Raw genomic sequence first — 17654 nt, 5'->3', positions numbered from 1 at the left:
CACAGCGGCAGCAGTCGCAGGTTCAGTCCTGTCTTGACCTGGGGCGCAGCTGCGCTTGCGGTAGTCGTGGTGGCGGCGGGCGGTTGGTTCGGCGTCCAGGCCGTCCGTGCGTCCGGTGCGAATTCCTGCGATTCCCTCGACACCGTCTCGCTCGCGGTGGACGCCTCCATCGCTGAGCCGGTGCAGCAGATCGTCTCCCAGGCAGGCGAGTTCGATCGTGGGTGCGTGAACTTCGACATCCGCTCCGAGCGTCCCACCGACACTGCGACGGAAATCGCGGGCACCGAGAACCGTCCGGATCTGTGGATCCCGGATTCGACGCTGTGGCTGCTCAAGACCCTGCGCTCTACCGGTGCCCTGCCCGAGCTGGCCAAGACGTCCGTGGCGAACACGCTCCCCGTTCTGGTCTCGAAGTCCGATGCAGAGCCCGTGACCGAGACCTGGCTCAGCGTGTTGCAACTTCCCGGGCAACGCATCGGCGATCCATTGACCAGCAGTGCGTCGAACGCAGCAATTCTCGGCGCGCTCGCCGAATCCGAGGTCGCGATCTCGGATGCCAAGGCCGTGTCCGCAGCGCTGGTGCCCATGGCGCAGGACTTCGGACGGATTGCCGACGTCCCACACGACACCCCCGATCTCGTCGCCGAGGTGGCCGCCGAGGGAGGTACCAGTGTGGCCACCGAACAGGCGCTGCTTGCCTACGAGGCGGACAACCCGGGCTCGGAGCTCACCGAGTCGGTTCCGCCGACCGGCAGTTACTTCCTCAATTATCCGTTGGCGGTGACCGCTCCGGCCGGGCCCGACTACGACCGCGTCAAGGAGGCCGGAGCGGCACTGGCGTCGGTCCTGGCCACCCAGTCGGCTACCGATACCTTGGTCGCGGCCGGCTTCCGAACCTCGAGTGGAACTCCGTTGCCCGGCGGCAAGGGCGTCGGGTCCGTTGCTTCGCTGGAGATCAAGAACCCCCTGTCCATCGAGACGACGTTGAGAGATTGGGCCGTGCTCGCACTGCCGCTCCGCACCCTCGTGGTCGAGGACGTGTCGGGTTCGATGGCCGCGAAATCGGGTGACTCGACTCGCATCGCGCTGACCGTCGATGCATCGGTCGGTGCCAACGATCTCTTCAGTGACCAGACTCAGATGGGTCTGTGGGCTTTCTCCATCGGGCTCGGCGGTGGAAAACAGGACTATCGAGAACTGGTACCGCTCGGTCCGGTGAGCAACACGTTCGGCGGCAAGCCACAACGCCAGGCGATCCTCGACGCCATTCGTGGTCTACCTGCTCTGGTCGGGGGCGGAACCGGGCTGTACGACACCACTCTGGCCGCATTCCGCCGGGTCAAGGAGGGCTACGACCCGAACTACGTCAACAGCGTCATCATCCTGACCGACGGAGCCAACGAAGACGACGGCAGTATCACGCTGGATCAGTTGCTGGCAGCGCTGCAGAAGGAACAAGATCCGGTGCGGCCCATCGTCATCGTTACCGTCGGCGTCACCAGTGATGCAGATCCGGTTGCGCTGCAGCAGATCTCAGCGGTCACAGGTGGAACGAGCTACGTGGCCGAGGATCCGCGCGACATCCCCGATGTGTTCGTCAAGGCACTGAACTCGCGCACCGAGCGCCTCGCGGGCGAGTAGTCCAGCCTCACAGGAAGCTGATCGCGATCGCCGCGGCGCAGGCCACCGTCACCACGGCCAGAGTCACCGCGTCCGAGGCCTTGAAGCGAGAGTCGGTGGCGGTGATCATTCCGGTGCCGCCGCGAGCAGTGATGGCCGTACCCATCTCGTCGGCCCGTCGGATGGCCACCGACATGACCGTCGTGACGATGTCGACCAGCGAATTGTCCGAGGCGCTGTTGACGACGGGCTTGGGGCGAAGGCGTCGGGCCGCGTTGAGGGTGCGCATCTCTTCGATCAACAGCGGTAGCGATCGCAGGCTCAACGCCACGGCGATCGCCCACTCGTCGACCGGCAATTTCAGCTTCTTCAGCGGAGCGCCGAGTTTCGACACGGCCGGGGCTATGTCACTCATCGAGGTGGTCCAGCCGATCATCATCGATGCACCGAGCAGCACGAAGACGAAGAGCGTCGCACGCAGGTACACCAGCACGGCTGCGCCGCCGATCGGCAGATTGATCAAGGCTCCGACGCCGAACAATGCCCAGATCCACCACGGTGGACGCGGCAGCGCCGTGATCGGAACATGCGCAATGACCGCGGCGATCACCAACAGTCCGAACACGATTCCGAGCGCGGGCCACGTCGGTGCCACCACGAGAGTGACGCTCAGGAGCAGGACGACGACGAGTTTGGTGCCGGCCCACAGCCGATGGATCGGCGAGAGCCGGGGGACTTGACGCAGGACGACAGTGGTCACGAGGGCACACTCCCCAGGATCGAATCGGAGACGATGTGGCCGTCGGCCATCGTGATCGTGCGGCTGCAGACGGTGTCCATGCCGTCCACATCGTGTGAGATCACGACGATCGCGACGCCGCGTTCACGCAGTCCGGCGAGAACACCGATGATGTCGTCACGGCCGGGTGGGTCGAGGCCGGCCAGAGGCTCGTCGAGAACCAGCACGCGAGGCCGACGCGCGATGAGCCCGGCCAGCACGACGCGTCGCATCTGACCACCGCTGAGCGAATCGATCTCGCGGGCAGCCAGGGACCTGTCGAGACCGACCGCATCCATGGCGGCCGAGACTGTGGCAGAACCTGTTTCGGGCCCGGCTGCCGCGGCGATGTCCTCGGAGACGGTGCGACGCTGCAACTGCAGGCGGGAATGTTGAAACGCCAGTCCGACGTCGCCCACCCGCGTGGTCATGGCCTTGCCGTCGAGCTGCGCGGTGCCCTTCGTCGGGCCGGTGAGTCCGGCCATGATCCACGCCAAAGTCGACTTGCCCGAGCCGTTTCCGCCGAGAACGAGGACCCCTTCACCACGCTTGACGGTGATGTCGATCCCGTTCAGTGCGGTCTGCGCCCAGGGAGTGCGACGGTTGTAGGTGTGCCGAACATCGGCTACTTCGAGCAGGCGTTGGCTCGAATTGTCGTGCAGTACAGCAGAATTTGCGGTATTCGGTTGCATCCACGATGAGTCGTGCCGTACCTGATACCCCTCGTGCAGATGCACGACGCGATCAGCGGCAACCGTTTCCGAGACATGGTGGGTGACGAGCACGACCGACATGCCATGTCTACGAGGTAGTTCGGCGAGGAGCGAGACCAGATGCTCGCGCCCGGCAGCGTCGATCATGGCGGTTGCTTCATCGGCAATGAGCAGGGCAGGACGGCGAGCCAGTGCCGCGGCCACGGCCAGGCGCTGCATCTCGCCGCCGGACAGCGATGCGGTGTCGCGGGAACCCATGCCGCCGAGGCCCACCTCGTCGAGCAAGGCGTCGACGTCGGGACGGGAGTCGCCGGGCGGCAGTCCCCACACCACGTCGTCGGCGACGCGGGTGCCCAGGATCTGGCTCTCGGGTCGCTGCAGGACCATGGCGGTGCCACCGTATCGGCCGAGGCCGGTTGCGCCGGGCCTGTTCACGGTGCCGTCCGATGGTTCAAGGCCGGCGAGGATCCTCGTCAGGGTCGATTTTCCGGAGCCGTTGTGACCGACGATCGCAACGAATTCGCCCCGTTCGATGCGCAGGTCGACTCCGGTCAACGCAGCTGTAGTGCTTCCCGGGTACCGATATCCGACCGAGGTGAGGGTGACCGGCAACGGCCCGATCTCCTCGTCATCGGTGCTCGAGACGAGAGCCTCGGGGGTGGGGATGGTGGAGAGACGGTCGAGGATGGCGGTGAGGATCAGCCAGGCGAACAGCGTTCCGGTGACGATCCCGAACGCGATGGAACCGCCGACCCACCACCACCAGTTGTCGAGCACCGCGGTGGAGCTGCTGCGGAGTACATCGGCGGCACCCTGCAAGGCCGACGCACGCTCGAGCAACCTGGACACTCCCTCCAGGGTGTTGCGGAGGGTATCGAGGAACAACGTGCGCAGCGGAACGAGGATCAGGAGCAACAACACCGTCAGGGCTCCGAGCGCCGGCCCAACGACCATCGAGGTGAGCAGCACGCCGAACAGTCCTTGCTTCTTGCGCTTCGCCCGCCCGACCAGGCCGCCCAACAACGCGGCGCTGGCCACGGTGAGTGCCGTCTGGGTACCGGCAGCGACGAATCCGACGAGGGTGCCTGCCACCGCTGCGGTGACAAGCGCGCGCGTCCGATACCGGAGTGCGACTACCGACATGGGAATGGCCGCGACGACCTGAAGAATTGTTGCCATGGGCACGAGCACGCCGATCACCGTCAACGCGACGGTGAAGCTGCTCATGACCGCGGCGGTCGCCAATTCCTGAGGGCCGAGGGGCCCTGACTTCGGAGTGCGAGGAGAACTGACGGTCACCGCTCCAGTGTGCCAGCTCGACTGAGGCAGACTGTCTGGCGTGACTTCCGAGATCGGGACCCGAAGGCGGATTCATCCGGCGTGGATCGTCGCGGCCGTGGCATTCCTCGCTCTCGTCGGTGCAGCAGGCTTCCGGGCGGCACCGAGCGTGTTGATGGTGCCGTTGCAGGAGGAGTTCGGTTGGCCGCGGTCGATGCTGTCCCTGGCGGTCGGCGTCAATCTCGTGCTCTTCGGGCTGACGGCTCCGTTCGCCGCGGCCCTGATGGACCGCTTCGGAATCCGGGCGGTGACGTCGACGGCGTTGGTCGTCGTGGCAGCAGGCAGTGCTCTGAGTGTGTTCGTGACCCAGGCGTGGCAGCTGGTGCTGACCTGGGGCGTCTTGATCGGTCTCGGCACGGGTTCGATGGCTCTGGTCTTCGCGGCGGTGGTGACCAACCGGTGGTTCGTGCGGCGTCGTGGCCTCGTATCGGGCATTTTGACGGCCGGCAGCGCGACGGGGCAGCTGATCTTCCTGCCGCTGATCGCCCAGCTCGTCGACAGGTCCGGTTGGCGCGCCGCGTCGTTCCTCATCGCGGGTGGCTCGCTGATCGTGGTCCCGTTCGTGCTGCGATGGCTGCGCAACATGCCTGCGGACATCGGGGTGACCCCCTACGGAGCGCCGGAGGGCTACACGGCGGTGGCTGCGGACCCGACGGTGAACCCTGCCAGGGCCGCGATACAGGCGTTGCGTGATGCGAGCCGCGTTCGTACGTTCTGGGCTCTCGTGGTGGGCTTCGCGATCTGTGGTGCAACGACGAACGGGCTCATCGGAACTCACTTCATCCCGTCCGCACACGACCACGGAATGCACGAAACCACCGCAGCGGGACTGCTGGCGGTGGTGGGAATCTTCGACATCGTCGGGACCATCGGATCGGGGTGGCTCACCGATCGGGTCGACCCGCGCTACCTACTGGCGGCGTACTACGGATTTCGTGGAGTGTCGCTGCTGTTCCTGCCCTGGTTGCTGTCCGCGACCATCCAGCCGTCGATCGTCATCTTCGTGGTGATCTACGGATTGGATTGGGTGGCAACGGTTCCGCCCACGATTGCGCTGTGTCGAGAGGTTTTCGGTGATCGAGGTTCGCTGGTGTTCGGCTGGGTGTTCGCCTCACATCAGATCGGTGCCGGTATCGCATCGGTCGTCGCAGGCGTAGTGCGAGACGCCACCGGCGCATACACGATGGCGTGGTTCGGTGCAGCCGGCCTCTGTGCGGTTGCTGCGGTGGTGAGCGTGAGAACAGGAAAGCGCGGAAAGCCCTCGTAAAAGAAGGGCTTTCCGCGCTCAGGCTGGAATCAGCGGCTGCGCTGGCTCGTGGCCGGTCCTGCTGCACGACGGCTGTGGCCGCCGCCACCGCTACGCGGCTGTCCGCCACCGCTACGTGGCTGACCACCGGAGCGCGGCTGACCACCCGACCGGGCCGGGCCGCCACGTCGTGCATTGCTGTTGCGCGGGGCACCGGTGCGGGCGGGTGCCGGCTCGACTCGCGGTGCAGGCTCGACGTAGCGGGCCTGCTCGCCGACGAGGTTCGCCACTGCAGGCGAGTCGGCGGTGACGCGGATCGGGGTGACCTTGATGTCGGCCTTGCGCAGCAGTACTGCGGTGTCCTTGCGCTGCTCGGGCAGAACGACGGTCACGACGTCGCCGGCGCTTCCGGCGCGTGCCGTGCGGCCGGAACGGTGCAGGTACGCCTTGTGCTCGGCCGGGGGATCGACGTGGACGACCAGCTGAACGTCGTCGACGTGGACGCCGCGGGCTGCGACGTCGGTGGCGACGAGAACGCGGGCCTGGCCGGAGGAGAAGGCTGCGAGGTTGCGGTCGCGTGCGGCCTGCGAGAGATTGCCGTGCAGGTCGACGGACGGGATTCCGGCGTCGGTGAGCTGCTTGGCCAGCTTGCGGGCCTGGTGCTTGGTGCGCATGAACAGGATGCGTCGTCCGGTGCCCGAGGCGAGCTGATGGACGAGCTTCTTCTTGGCTTCGACGCCGTCGACCTCGAAGACGCTGTGTGTCATGGCCTCGACGTGCGAAGTGGCCTCGTCGACGGAGTGCGTGATCTGGTTGTGCAGGAAGCGCTTGACCAGCTTGTCGACGCCGTTGTCCAGGGTCGCCGAGAACAGCATGCGCTGGCCCTTGTCCGGGGTGGCGGCGAGGATGCGGGTGACGACGGGCAGGAAGCCCAGATCGGCCATGTGGTCGGCCTCGTCGAGGACGGTGATCTGAACGCCGTCGAGAGTGAGGTGGCGCTGCTTCATCAGGTCTTCGAGGCGACCGGGGCAGGCGACGACGATGTCGACTCCACCCTTGAGTGCGGAGACCTGGCGAACCTGAGACACACCGCCGAAGATCGTGGTGACCTTGAGCGAGTACGCGGAGGCGAGGGGCTCGATCGCGACGGCGATCTGGGTGGCGAGCTCACGCGTCGGCGCGAGAATGAGGCCACGCGGGCGGCCGGGCTTGCGGTTGCCGGGAAGTTGTCCGGCGAGGCGAGCGACCATCGGGATGGAGAATGCGAGTGTCTTTCCGCTGCCGGTCTTTCCGCGTCCGAGTACATCGCGTCCCTGCAGTGTGTCGGGGAGCGTGTCGGCCTGGATGGGAAACGCCTCGGTCTTGCCCTGGCTCGCGAGTACATCCGCGATGGCCTGGGGTACGCCGAGTGCAGCAAACGTTTGTGGGGTCGTCATAGTGATGAAAAGTGCCTTTCGGGCAGGGTGTTGCACCTGCGGGCCTTGGGCCGAGATGCAAGGTGGCGAGACTGCCGGTGGGCAGTTTCGATCGCCGTAAGAGAAGCCTGTGCAGGGTGCACATGGTGATTCGGGAGCATTCCACGACGTCTGACGTGCAGCTACGCGCGTCGTCACCGAGTGTAACCGAGTTGTGGCTCAGTCTCTTCCCGCGGTGACGCGTCATGCGGCGTCGTCGTCGAAGAGACCGGTGATCATCACGTTCTCGATCTGCGAGCTGTAGAGCTCGACCACCGGCATGGGCGGGGCACTCGAGTCATAGGTGTGCCCCGTGGGTGAGATGAGCCGGTAGCGATGTCGCGCGTTGCGTTCGTCTCGTAGCGCTTCGGCCGTCCAGCCTTCCCCTTCTTTGGCGTAATTGCATGCGGCACAAAGGCCTGCGCCGTTCTCGGCGCTGGTTTTGCCACCTGCGGTGTGTGGCCTGATGTGATCGTGGTGTCGGATCGGCGCGTCACACCATGGGGTGCGGCAGGTGCGATCTCGGAGATCGATGAGGCGTCCCAACGCAGTGGGAAAACCTCGCGATGTGGACTCCACGGCCGTCAGTGCTCCGGATTTCGGATGGGCGTAGAGACGGCGCAATGCGACGTGTGTCTCACTGTCGAGTGCGTCTCGGATGAGTTGCCGGGCGACGTCGGACGGAATGTCGCCGTAGCCGTGCAGATATGCGGACGTGTCACCACCGGCGAGCAGCGTGGAATCGGAGATGACGATGTCGACGGTCACCGGCGGGCCTTGGGCTGCCGACGCGCCGGTGACTCGCTCGAACACGAGGTCGGCCATGATCTGGTCGCGGGTGCGTGTGTCGCCGCCTGCATTGATGATGGTGTCGGCATCGCGTCGCAGTCTGGCCCACATGCAGACTGTCTTCTCCATCGACGTCAAAGCCGTGAAGAAGCCCATCGATTCGGGTGCGGGCCGGGTGCTGGTCCGCCGAGCTGCGTACGCCTTCGCACGTCGCTTCACCTGGGAGGCGGCGTCGAGCTCGTTGGCGAGTGCGCGGGCACGACCCTCGATGGTGCGATCGCCGGCACCGGCCAGGGTGGCGGGATCTGCGCACAATCGCTCGTCGATGGTGCGGCGATCGTCGACGGTGAGGCATGCGGTCTCGCGAGCGAGAATCATGACCCGCCATTCGTTGAGTTCGCCGGCTCTCAGGCGCGCGAGAGTGTGCGGCATTTCGTGCACCAGCGCGCGAGCAAGTCCGAGGTGTGTGCCCCCGCGGTTCGGCGATTCGCGTCGGGCCAGGCCGATCTGTGATGCAATCCCACTGCGCCACTGAGCTTTCGGTTTGCCGAGTTCTTTGCGCTCGGTGCTGATGGCTGTTGCGACGGCGTCGGTCACCACGGCCTGTGTTGCCACGCAGGCGCACTTGACCGTCTCGAGAGCGGAGATCACATCGATGCCTGCTGCTGCGTCGACATCGAAGTCGGACGCCTGAAGTCGCGCGACGAAACGCAACACTTCATCGGACGTCAGCGGCGAATCTTGTACAACTGTGACCACGAGTTCCTCCCCAGTACTCGAATACATGTTCGATAGTACGGGCGTTTTCGTGGGTTCGCAATAGGTGCACGAAACTGGGGACGGGTCGAGGAATCTGCTGTGTGGTGCCCTCGGCAGGATTCGAACCTGCGACCTACCCTTTAGGAGAGGGTTGCTCTATCCCCTGAGCTACGAAGGCTTGTGACCGTTCTTTTGGTCCGAAGCCATTGTCCAGCAACGGCTTTCGATCCAGCGAACAATCGGGTGCGGATGGGTTCGCTGTCGAGATGCTCAGCTGGCCCACATCGCGCTCGCTAGTCTAGCGGCCCGCCCCGCGGATCGTGAAGCAGGTTGCCGCTGCTCGTCACTTTTCCGGTCAGTGACGCGATCAGGTTCAGGGCGGTGCGGTGCTGGTGATCGGTGTAGTCGGCGATCGATTCGACGCCGACGACGAAACCCTCGATATCCCGGGTCGATCCCCCTTCCTCCCGCAAACGCGCGCGCATTTGTCAGACGCGCGCAGGCTGGTCACCTATTCCGCTCGCACCTGACGAACGCGCGCGCGTTTGCGCCGGACCGGTGTCCCCACTCAATCCGCGGCAATGGCGTCCACGATGTTCAGTCGAGAGGCGTGCACGGCAGGTGGAGCCGAACCGAGCAGTGACAGGCCGAGGGCGACGAGGCCGTACAGCAGCACTGACCATCCCGCGGTGTAGGCAACCGGGATTCCGATGCTGGCTCCGAGGATGAGTGTGCTCAGGTATTGCAGACCCGCACCGATGATCAGGCCGAGCACACCGCCCACGATGCCGACCGACAACGCCTCCGCCAACACCATTCGGGCAAGAGTTCCCCGTCCACCGCCCATGGCCCGCAGCACGCCGAGTTCACGTCGACGCTCCAGAACCGACAGCGTCAACGTGTTGAGCAACGCGACCGCAGCCACGAGCGCGACGATCCACTGCAACGCGATGGCCAGTGCGCCGGACTGTCTGATGGCAGCGCTTGTGCCCTCGAGTGCGGCAGCTCCGGTGTACACGAAGGCCTCGGGCGGCAGTGTCGAACGCAACGAATCCTCAACGGCCTCAACGTCTCCGTCGACGCCGATCTCCAGGTAGGTCGCGCCGGGCCGGTCGTACCAGCGCTGCATCGAATCCAACGAGATCGCCATCGTGCCGCCCGCGGCATTGATGTAGTCCACCAGATCCAGCACCCGCACGTTCTGCACGCCGGTCGGCGTCGGGAGGTCGATGTAGTCGCCCACCGACACACCCAACGTTCTGCCGAACCCCTGAGACAGCACCACACCGTCACCGGCGAGCACCTGAGAACGCACGTCGTCGGAGAGCGACCCGAGTGTCACCGCGTTGCTGCCGTCGGCGACGCCCTGGATGGACACCAGCTCGTCGTCGATCGTGGCGTATGCCCACTGCCCCTCGACGATGCGAGACACACCGGGAGTCAATGCGACGGCTTCTTCGACCTCGGCGGGAACGATCGGGCCCGACGGTATGGCGTCTGGTGAGGTCATCGACACGTACAGGTCGGTATCGGCCAACGAAGACAGCGATTCGGCGGCCGAGTCGGTCATGTTGGTCAACGAACCCGATACTCCGACACTGACTCCCACCGCAATCACGATCGTCATCACCGTGGCCCAGATCCGCCGCGGCGCTCGTTCGATGGTGGCGGTGGCCAGACGGCCGGCACCACCCCAGCGGCGAGGGACCGCGGCCGTGGCGGACACGATCGGCCCCGTCGCCCCGACGCACAGCGCGACGACGCCGAACATGAACAGAGCGCCGGCACCGAGGGTCAGTTGTCCGTCGACGTTGACGGCGAACACGAACGATCCGGCGATGGCGAGAAGGCCGAACACTGTGGCGGCCAGAGTGAATCGCAGGCCTGGGCCGCTGGAGGTTTCCCCGCCGCCGACGGCGAGTGCTTCGATCGGCGAGATGCGGTACACCTGTACCGCGGCGACGGCCGACGCTCCGACGCAGGCCAGTACGCACGCCACGATCGCCACGGGAATCGCGAAGCCGGGCAACACGTACTCGATCCGGGCGTCGAAGGCCTGCGACAGGAACGGCGGCAGGCTCTCGATAGCGATGCGGCCCATCGCGATTCCCAGGGGAACACCGACGGCACCGCCGACCAGTCCTACCAGTACGGACTCGAACAACAGGTCGCGGACGATGTCCGCGCGGCGTCCACCGACGGCTCGAAGAAGAGAGATGGTGGGTCGACGCTTCGCGATGGCCATGTTCATGACGTTGAAGACGAGGAAGGCCGCGACGACGAACGCGATGAGCGATACCATCAGCGTGGCGTTGCGCGTCAAGCTCATCGCTTGGTTGGCGCGGTCGGCCCGGAAGTCCGGATTCATCACCGACACTCGGCCGGCGAGCGCGGTGTCGAGCTCGGAACGAAGGGCATCGCTACTGCCCAGAACGAAGATCGAGTCGAGCTCACCCGGGCGGTCGGTGAGTGCTTGCGCAGCGGGCAGGAGCGCGACCGCGAACATGCCCCCACCGATCCGTTGCGTACCCGGGCCGTCGACCACGCCGACCACCGCCGTCGGAACGTCGTCGATGGTGACGGTGTCACCCTGTTTCAGACCCGTTGCGGCACCGACCAATACACCGGAAGGATCGGACAACAGCCCTGCCGCACTGCCGACCGCGCCCTGCAGATCCGACTGCAGTGCCGTGATGGACGCGTCGACACCGAGAACCGTCAGATCTCCGACATCGGACCGAACGGTGCTGCGCAGCAGAGGAACCGCATTGTCGACGCCGGGAACGGAGCGCACCACGTCGAGTTCGCTCTGGTCGAAGCCCGAGTCGGTGACGCCGACGACTTCGTAACTCGCGTTGCCTGCGATCGTCACCGCGAGACGTTCGACCGATCCGGTCAACGACCCGTACGTGCCGAGGACTGCGATGAGCAACCCGGCTGCAACGGCGACGACGCCGGCCGAGACGAGTGAACGCACCCAGTGCATGCGGAGGTCGCGAACACTGATGACTCGAAATCTGCTGAGCGCGGTCGCGATCACCGATCGAGACCGGCCGTCGGTGTGTCGGACTCGACGCGACCGTCGATCATGCTGACGATGCGGTCGGTGGAGCGCGCCGCCTCGAGATCGTGGGTCGCCATCACCACTGCTCGACGCCCCTCGCTTGCGTGTGCCACGTCCGCAAGTATTTCGAGGATGTTGTGGGAGGTCTTCGAGTCGAGATTGCCGGTGGGCTCGTCGGCGATCAACAGTGCCGGATTCATCATCAATGCCCGGGCGATCGCGACGCGTTGGATCTGGCCGCCCGACAGCTGCGCCGGCCGGTGCTCGGATCGTTGCGAGAGCCCCACCAGCTCGAGCAGTCGCATCGCGTCGGCCTTCGCCTTCTTGATGGGTGTGCCGTCCAACAACTTGGGGACGGCGACGTTCTCCCAAGCCGACATCGTCGGCAACAGGTTGAAGAACTGAAAGACGAAACCCACCTGGTGACGTCGGAAATCGGATTGTGCGTTGTCGTCGAGGGTGGTGACTTCCACATCGTCGAAGCGGATGGAACCCGACGTCGGGGTGTCGAGTGCGCCGAGCATGTGCAGCAGTGTGGACTTGCCGGCACCGGACGGTGCGACGAGCGAGACGAACTGGCCGCCCTCGATCGTGAGATCGATGCCGTCCAACGCCCGTACCGGTTGCTCCCCGGTGGGGTACTCCTTGACCACCCCGGACAACTCCAGCATCAACTTCGCCACGGACGAATCCCCTTGCTTCTCGAATGTATCTTCGACGCTACCTGCCGTCGGATCGAGAAACCGGTCGGAACTCTCAGATCAGGCTGCGCCGCGCGAGGATTCGAGTCGGCGGGCCACCAGCGCGGCCTGCAGGTGTCGGATTCCGGACGGACGCGTGGGGTCGAAGCCAGTGAGCTGTGCGATCCGCTTGAGGCGGTAGTCCACGGTGTTGGTGTGCAGATGGAGCTGGCGGGCAGACCGCTGCCGGTTCAGATCGTGCGAGATGTGGATCTCGAGGGTCTCGAGCAGCTCGGGTGACGAATCGAGCGGCTCGAGGATCTGAGTCAGGTGGCGTCGGCCGGGGCCCGGACGCGTCAGCTGGTACTCGAGCACGAGGTCGTCCATGCGGTACAGGCCGGACGGTCGGTGCAGTTGATGGGCCAGGGACAGCAGTTCGTGTACCTGATCGGCCGCGGTGGGGATGTCCGCGGTGGCGGCCTGCTCGGCCGTGACGGTGACGGGCACCTCGGCGGCAGTACCGATGCGGTGCACCAGGGCCTCGACCCACTCGTCGTCGTGGACACCGGGAATCAGGACGGTGCCACCCTCGGTGCTCAGCAGGGACAGGGGAGTGCGACCGCAGATCGTGGCCAACTCGGCCTGTACGCGACGCAGCTTTCTGCGAGCGGCGACCGTCTTCTGGATGTTGGGGTCGTTCTCGTCCGGGTGCGGCGGTACCGAGATGGCGAGCACGAGGTAACTGTCGGCGAGTTCGATGCCGGACTGACGTGCCATCGACACCGCGTTGTGGCCGCTGAGCAGTGAGGTGACCAGAGTGTGCGCTGCCGTGTGGTGTTCGCTGGCCACTGCTTGCAGTTCTTCGACATAGCTCTTGCTGGCGGCGATGGATACCTTCTCCGACAGCAGCACGAACATGCGCGCGGCCTCGATCAGCTGTGCGGCATCGCCCTCGCCTGCTCGCTTGGACACCAGGTTCCAACCGATCTGAATGCCCTCGTGATAGACGCTGAGCACGGATTCGAGCGGAACTCCTTCGCGAGCCCACTGGCTGGCCTTGGCGCGGAGCTCGGCCAGGTCGGACTCGGCCGGAGCGCGGCGTTCGTCGAGCATCTGCACGGCGATGCTGATGCATTTGACGGTGAACTCGGTGACGTCGCCGTGGAGCTGTTCGCCCGGCAACGACCCGCAGGGAGTGTTGGCTGCGAAATGCCCTACCAGGAGCCGCGCCACCGCGCGGAAGTCGCGAAGAGGAGCCGACGCAGGCTGACCCGCGACCATGATTCCGAGGCTAGTCGAGTTGTGAACGGTCACAGATCAACCCTTCGTGTTGGATTCTTCAGGTCATTCGGACTGCAAACTTACTGACGCGTATCAACGCGCTTCCACGGCTCAATCTATGCAATCGAGCGTAAAACCGCGGTGTTTTCGTACTTCAAGTTTGTTTCCTGGCCTCTAACAGGATCGATCATAGGTTGTTATCAACGTGTGATCCAGGTTTTCGGCAAAACTCGTTGTGACCTATCTCGAGCGAGTGGCGTGGACGGCTGCGACTTGCCCTAAACAATCGTCAAGCCGTTCACGGGGTGTGCAGCGCACATCTACCTTGATCTCGTTGGGAGTGGGCGACGAAGGGACGAGCATGCACAGTGATATCGGTCAGTTCACTGTTCTCCGGGAATTGCGCCCGACCATCGAGGAGAATCTCGCCCGTCACCGCGCCGAGTCCGTTCAGTGGGAACCGGCCGACTTCGTCCGTGCCGAGATGTACTGGGGATCGCGTCCCTCGACGCTGACCGAAACTGCGAAAGCCGCGTTGGTGACGAATCTTCTGGTCGAGCAGAACATTCCGCTCTACCGCCGGGATGCGGTGGCAACCGAGGTCGGTGCGTGGCCGTCCTGGCTCAGCGACTGGAGCAACGAACGACGTCGGCACGCAGTGGCCGTCACCGATTACCTGGTCGCCACCCGCAGCGTCGATCCGGTCGCCCTCGGACGAGCTCGAGCGCAATGTATGGCGGTGGGATTCGACTCCCCGATGAACGGCGCACACCTGCTCCGGTCATTGGTTCAGGTGGCCCTGGACGAGTCGGTCTCGAGCATCAGTCATCGCAACACCGCAGACCAGTGCCATGATCCGGTAGCAGATCGTCTCCTCGGACGCATCGTGGCCGATCAGGAACTGCACGTCCGATTCTTCGAGAACCTGGTGTCGGCAGCGCTCGCCGTGGCACCCGGCCTGACGGTCACCGCCATCACCGAGGTCGTCATGAACTTCCAGCTACCGGGTACCAACCTGCCGGGTTTCGCCCGCAGTGCGATGCTCATCGCGCGCGACGGTATCTACGACCTCGCTCGCCACCTCGACGAGGTGCTGCGACCCATGTTGGCCCAGTGGCGCATCTTCGAGCGGACAGATCTCGGTGCCGGCGCGCGCAGCCGCGATCAACTGGCGGACTACCTGGACCACCTCGATGCCCAGGCCGGCAGCATCGAGCGCAGCGCCATGCGAACCCGGGAGTACGCAAACGCATTGCGCGCCAGCTGAGACCACTTACCTCGTCGGGGTCCATCGACTAACCTGAAATTCTGCTCTTCTTCACGCTCCACACCTCGTATTCGGGGCAACGACCGGAGGCCCCCATCGTGACAGGCTCTCGACCGATCATCGTCGGTATAGACGGATCCGCCGCGGCGGACAAGGCAGTGATCTGGGCGGCCCTCTGCGCGCACCGACGCGATCGAAGGTTGCACATCGTCACTGCCGTCGACATGCCGGGAGTTGTCGACCTGAGCGAATTCGCCGGAGAAGCAACGGAATTCGTTGCGACGGCCAAGTCCAGGTTGGTGGCGGCCGAGACTCTGGCCGCGCTGGTCGTCGACGATCCCGCGTTCGAGGTGACGTCGAGTGCCATCGAGGGCGGTGTCATGGACGTTCTCATCGGCGTCTCGGCGCAGGCCGAGATTCTGGTCATCGGTGCCAGTCAAACCGGCGCTGTCACATTGTCTTTGGCTGCTCACAGCGTCTCGCCGGTGGCTGTGGTGCGGGGCCGCGACATCGACGGTCGCCCGGTCGCCGAGGGGCCGGTCGTCGTCGGCATCGATGGATCGGACGTCAACCAGGCTGCCGTCGAGTGGGCGTTCGCCGAAGCGTCGGCGCGCGACGCCGTGTTGATTGCGGTACACGTGTGGTCCGATGTGGATCTGACACAATCGTTCGGCCGAGCGCCCAAGGATTGGCACGCCATTGCCGACGGTGAAGAGGCGCTGTTGGCCGAGAGCCTCGCCGGCTGGCAGGAGCGGTTTCCCGAGGTCGAGGTGCAGCGCATCGTGGCTCAGGACCGACCGGTACGAGTTCTCAGTGGCCTGTCCGAAACCGCCGCACTGATAGTGGTGGGCAACCGGGGACGCGGCGGATTCGGTGGAATGCTGCTGGGGTCCACGAGTTTTGCACTCGTCAACACGGCGGACTGCCCGGTGTTGGTGGTGAGGAAAGCGCTCACATAGCGACGGTCAGCAGAAAGCTCACGTCTTCGAGGGCCTCGACGCTGTGGCGCGCGTCGGGGATGACGAGCAAGTCGCCGGTCGAGCCCTTCCAGGATCGCTCGCCGCTGATCAGTTCGAGCTTTCCGCTCAGGACCAGGACCGTGGATTCGCCGGACAGGTCGTGCTCGGCCAACTTGTTACCGGCGGCCAGGGCCACGACGGTTTGCCTCAGGTGGCGTTGGTGACCGCCGTACACCGTCTGCGAACTGCGGCCACTCGACGCGCCGACGGCAAGCTTGAGTTGTTGACGGGCAAGGGCGGTGAGTGACTTCTTGTCCATGATCGTCAGTATGACGCACGGCCTGCAGTCGCGACGGGGGAATCCTGAACGCGCTCAGGAAGGTTGGGTAGGCTTCCCGTACACGACCCAGCGAAACCGAGTCTCGTCGACTCGGCTGCTCTGCCACTCGCCGGCCTTCGCGATCCAGCCGTCGGGAATCTCGGGGGCACTGGTGTCGCCGGAGATGTCGAGATCGACCTCGGTCACTTCGAGGTGGGTCGCGATACTCATTGCACTGCGATAGATTTCGCCGCCGCCGATGATCCAGACCGGGCTCTCTCCTACCCGGGCCACTGCGTCGGCGACACTCGGCGCGCTCTCGGCACCGTCTTCGGACCACGAGGAATTGCGGGTGACCACGATGTTCCGGCGGTCCGGCAGTGGACGAAACTTCGCCGGCAGTGAGTCCCAGGTCTTGCGGCCCATGATGACCGGATGCTCGGCCGTTTTCGATCTGAAGTGCGCCATGTCCTCGGGAACGCGCCAGGGGATGCCACCCCCGTCGCCGATGGTTCCGGCCCGGCTCTGAGCCCAGATCAGACCGACGAATCGTTCGGCATTCACACCGCGACCGGGGCCTTGATTGCCGGGTGGTGCCGGTAGTCCACTATCTCGATGTCCTCGTAGGTGTAGTCGAAGATCGAATCTCGTTGTGCCAGTTTGAGAGTGGGGTACGGATACGCCTCACGGGAGAGCTGCTCGGCAACCTGGTCGCGGTGGTTGTCGTAGATGTGGCAGTCGCCGCCGGTCCACACGAACTCGCCCACCTCGAGCCCGGTCTGCGCCGCCACCATGTGCGTGAGCAGTGCGTAGCTCGCGATGTTGAACGGCACGCCGAGGAACATGTCTGCGCTGCGCTGATACAGCTGGCACGAGAGCTTGCCGTCGGCCACGTAGAACTGGAAGAACGCGTGGCAGGGCGGCAGTGCCATTCGCGGGATCTCGCCGACGTTCCAAGCCGAGACGATCATGCGACGCGAATCCGGATCGGTCTTCAAGGTCTCGATGACCTGGCTGATCTGGTCGATGTGCTCGCCCGACGGGGTGGGCCACGACCGCCACTGCACTCCGTAGACCGGGCCGAGTTCACCGTCGGGAGCTGCCCACTCGTCCCAGATGCTCACGCCGTGTTCCTGCAACCACGTGGCGTTGGAGTCGCCGCGCAGGAACCACAGCAGCTCGTAGACGATCGACTTCAGGTGGACCTTCTTGGTGGTGATCAGCGGGAAGCCCGCAGCCAGGTCGAAGCGCATCTGATGCCCGAACACGCTGGTGGTGCCGGTTCCGGTTCGGTCGGATTTCGCCGTCCCGGTATCGAGGATGTGGCGCAGCAGATCTTCGTACGGAGTCGGAACCATCACGACGGTCATCGTAGCTGCATACTGGA

At 65.0% G+C, this 17654-nt stretch carries 15 protein-coding genes and 1 tRNA gene; 4 read left to right on the top strand and 12 right to left on the bottom strand.

All coding sequences use genetic code 11. From position 1 onward, the window contains the following. The first annotated feature begins 33 nt into the window (after window positions 1-33). Entirely contained in the window at window positions 34-1641 is a 1608-nt protein-coding gene (locus tag O4220_RS14220) for a substrate-binding domain-containing protein (protein WP_269605198.1), read from the top strand. A 7-nt stretch (window positions 1642-1648) separates the two neighbouring features. Here the strand turns inward: O4220_RS14220 and O4220_RS14215 are convergent, their stop codons facing one another. Beyond that, window positions 1649-2380 carry an energy-coupling factor transporter transmembrane component T family protein gene (locus O4220_RS14215; RefSeq protein ID WP_269605196.1) on the bottom strand — a complete coding sequence of 244 codons (732 nt, stop codon included), beginning with the start codon at window positions 2378-2380 and terminating at the stop codon, window positions 1649-1651. Beyond that, window positions 2377-4410 carry an ATP-binding cassette domain-containing protein gene (locus tag O4220_RS14210; RefSeq protein ID WP_269605194.1) on the bottom strand — a complete coding sequence of 678 codons (2034 nt, stop codon included), beginning with the start codon at window positions 4408-4410 and terminating at the stop codon, window positions 2377-2379. Before O4220_RS14210 ends, O4220_RS14215 begins: the two co-directional genes overlap by 4 nt. Before the next feature lie 40 nt (window positions 4411-4450). Here O4220_RS14210 and O4220_RS14205 point away from each other — a divergent pair, with 40 nt between their 5' ends. After that, window positions 4451-5716, top strand: a complete 1266-nt coding sequence (locus O4220_RS14205; protein WP_269605192.1) for an MFS transporter — start codon at window positions 4451-4453, stop codon at window positions 5714-5716. Between the two features lie 29 nt (window positions 5717-5745). On the opposite strand, the gene O4220_RS14200 is transcribed toward O4220_RS14205, so the two are convergent. From O4220_RS14200 to O4220_RS14170, 7 genes are all read right to left on the bottom strand, one after another. Then, window positions 5746-7131 (bottom strand): DEAD/DEAH box helicase, encoded by a 1386-nt coding sequence (locus O4220_RS14200; protein ID WP_269605190.1) that lies wholly within the window; start codon window positions 7129-7131, stop codon window positions 5746-5748. Window positions 7132-7353: 222 nt separating this feature from the next. After that, window positions 7354-8697, bottom strand: coding sequence for an HNH endonuclease (locus O4220_RS14195; RefSeq protein ID WP_269605187.1), 1344 nt, complete (start codon window positions 8695-8697; stop codon window positions 7354-7356). 102 nt (window positions 8698-8799) lie between these two features. Beyond that, a tRNA-Arg gene (locus O4220_RS14190) sits at window positions 8800-8875 on the bottom strand. Window positions 8876-8990: 115 nt separating this feature from the next. Then, on the bottom strand, window positions 8991-9182 hold the full coding sequence (locus O4220_RS14185) for a hypothetical protein (RefSeq protein ID WP_269605185.1): 192 nt from the start codon (window positions 9180-9182) through the stop codon (window positions 8991-8993). Between the two features lie 83 nt (window positions 9183-9265). Continuing rightward, complete coding sequence (locus O4220_RS14180) at window positions 9266-11683, bottom strand: ABC transporter permease (RefSeq protein ID WP_269605183.1); 2418 nt, start codon at window positions 11681-11683, stop codon at window positions 9266-9268. A gap of 50 nt (window positions 11684-11733) precedes the next feature. Beyond that, a complete protein-coding gene (locus O4220_RS14175) occupies window positions 11734-12435 on the bottom strand; it encodes an ABC transporter ATP-binding protein (protein ID WP_269605421.1) in 702 nt (233 codons plus the stop codon). A gap of 87 nt (window positions 12436-12522) precedes the next feature. Continuing rightward, entirely contained in the window at window positions 12523-13722 is a 1200-nt protein-coding gene (locus tag O4220_RS14170) for a PucR family transcriptional regulator (RefSeq protein WP_230592574.1), read from the bottom strand. Window positions 13723-14083: 361 nt separating this feature from the next. Between O4220_RS14170 and O4220_RS14165 the strand changes: the two genes are divergently transcribed. Both O4220_RS14165 and O4220_RS14160 read left to right on the top strand, forming a co-directional pair. Further along, entirely contained in the window at window positions 14084-14989 is a 906-nt protein-coding gene (locus tag O4220_RS14165) for an acyl-ACP desaturase (protein WP_269605180.1), read from the top strand. A gap of 98 nt (window positions 14990-15087) precedes the next feature. Continuing rightward, window positions 15088-15948: a universal stress protein gene (locus tag O4220_RS14160; protein ID WP_269605178.1), complete on the top strand. Its 861-nt coding sequence runs from the start codon at window positions 15088-15090 to the stop codon at window positions 15946-15948. On the opposite strand, the gene O4220_RS14155 is transcribed toward O4220_RS14160, so the two are convergent. From O4220_RS14155 to O4220_RS14145, 3 genes are read right to left on the bottom strand one after another with little or no spacing between them, the layout of a single operon-like run. Further along, window positions 15941-16267, bottom strand: coding sequence for a cupin domain-containing protein (locus tag O4220_RS14155; RefSeq protein WP_068050089.1), 327 nt, complete (start codon window positions 16265-16267; stop codon window positions 15941-15943). The genes O4220_RS14160 and O4220_RS14155 overlap by 8 nt on opposite strands. 54 nt (window positions 16268-16321) lie before the next feature. After that, entirely contained in the window at window positions 16322-16831 is a 510-nt protein-coding gene (locus O4220_RS14150; RefSeq protein WP_269605176.1) for a dihydrofolate reductase, read from the bottom strand. After that, a complete protein-coding gene (locus O4220_RS14145) occupies window positions 16828-17628 on the bottom strand; it encodes a thymidylate synthase (protein WP_269605419.1) in 801 nt (266 codons plus the stop codon). The genes O4220_RS14150 and O4220_RS14145 overlap by 4 nt, the downstream gene beginning before the upstream one ends. Window positions 17629-17654: the final 26 nt, after the last annotated feature.

The sequence above is a fragment of the Rhodococcus ruber genome (genome assembly GCF_027270735.1).
Classification (GTDB): domain Bacteria; phylum Actinomycetota; class Actinomycetes; order Mycobacteriales; family Mycobacteriaceae; genus Rhodococcoides; species Rhodococcoides rubrum_A.
This window is presented reverse-complemented; position numbering and strand designations above follow the sequence as displayed.

Bases quoted from the DNA above. Each gene is read 5' to 3' on its own strand.
- O4220_RS14155 (WP_068050089.1), bottom strand. From the start codon at position 16,267: ATGGACAAGAAGTCACTCACCGCCCTTGCCCGTCAACAACTCAAGCTT.
- O4220_RS14170 (WP_230592574.1), bottom strand. From the start codon at position 13,722: ATGGTCGCGGGTCAGCCTGCGTCGGCTCCTCTTCGCGACTTCCGCGCG.
- O4220_RS14200 (WP_269605190.1), bottom strand. From the start codon at position 7,131: ATGACGACCCCACAAACGTTTGCTGCACTCGGCGTACCCCAGGCCATC.
- O4220_RS14185 (WP_269605185.1), bottom strand. From the start codon at position 9,182: ATGCGCGCGCGTTTGCGGGAGGAAGGGGGATCGACCCGGGATATCGAG.
- O4220_RS14180 (WP_269605183.1), bottom strand. From the start codon at position 11,683: ATGCACTGGGTGCGTTCACTCGTCTCGGCCGGCGTCGTCGCCGTTGCA.
- O4220_RS14165 (WP_269605180.1), top strand. From the start codon at position 14,084: ATGCACAGTGATATCGGTCAGTTCACTGTTCTCCGGGAATTGCGCCCG.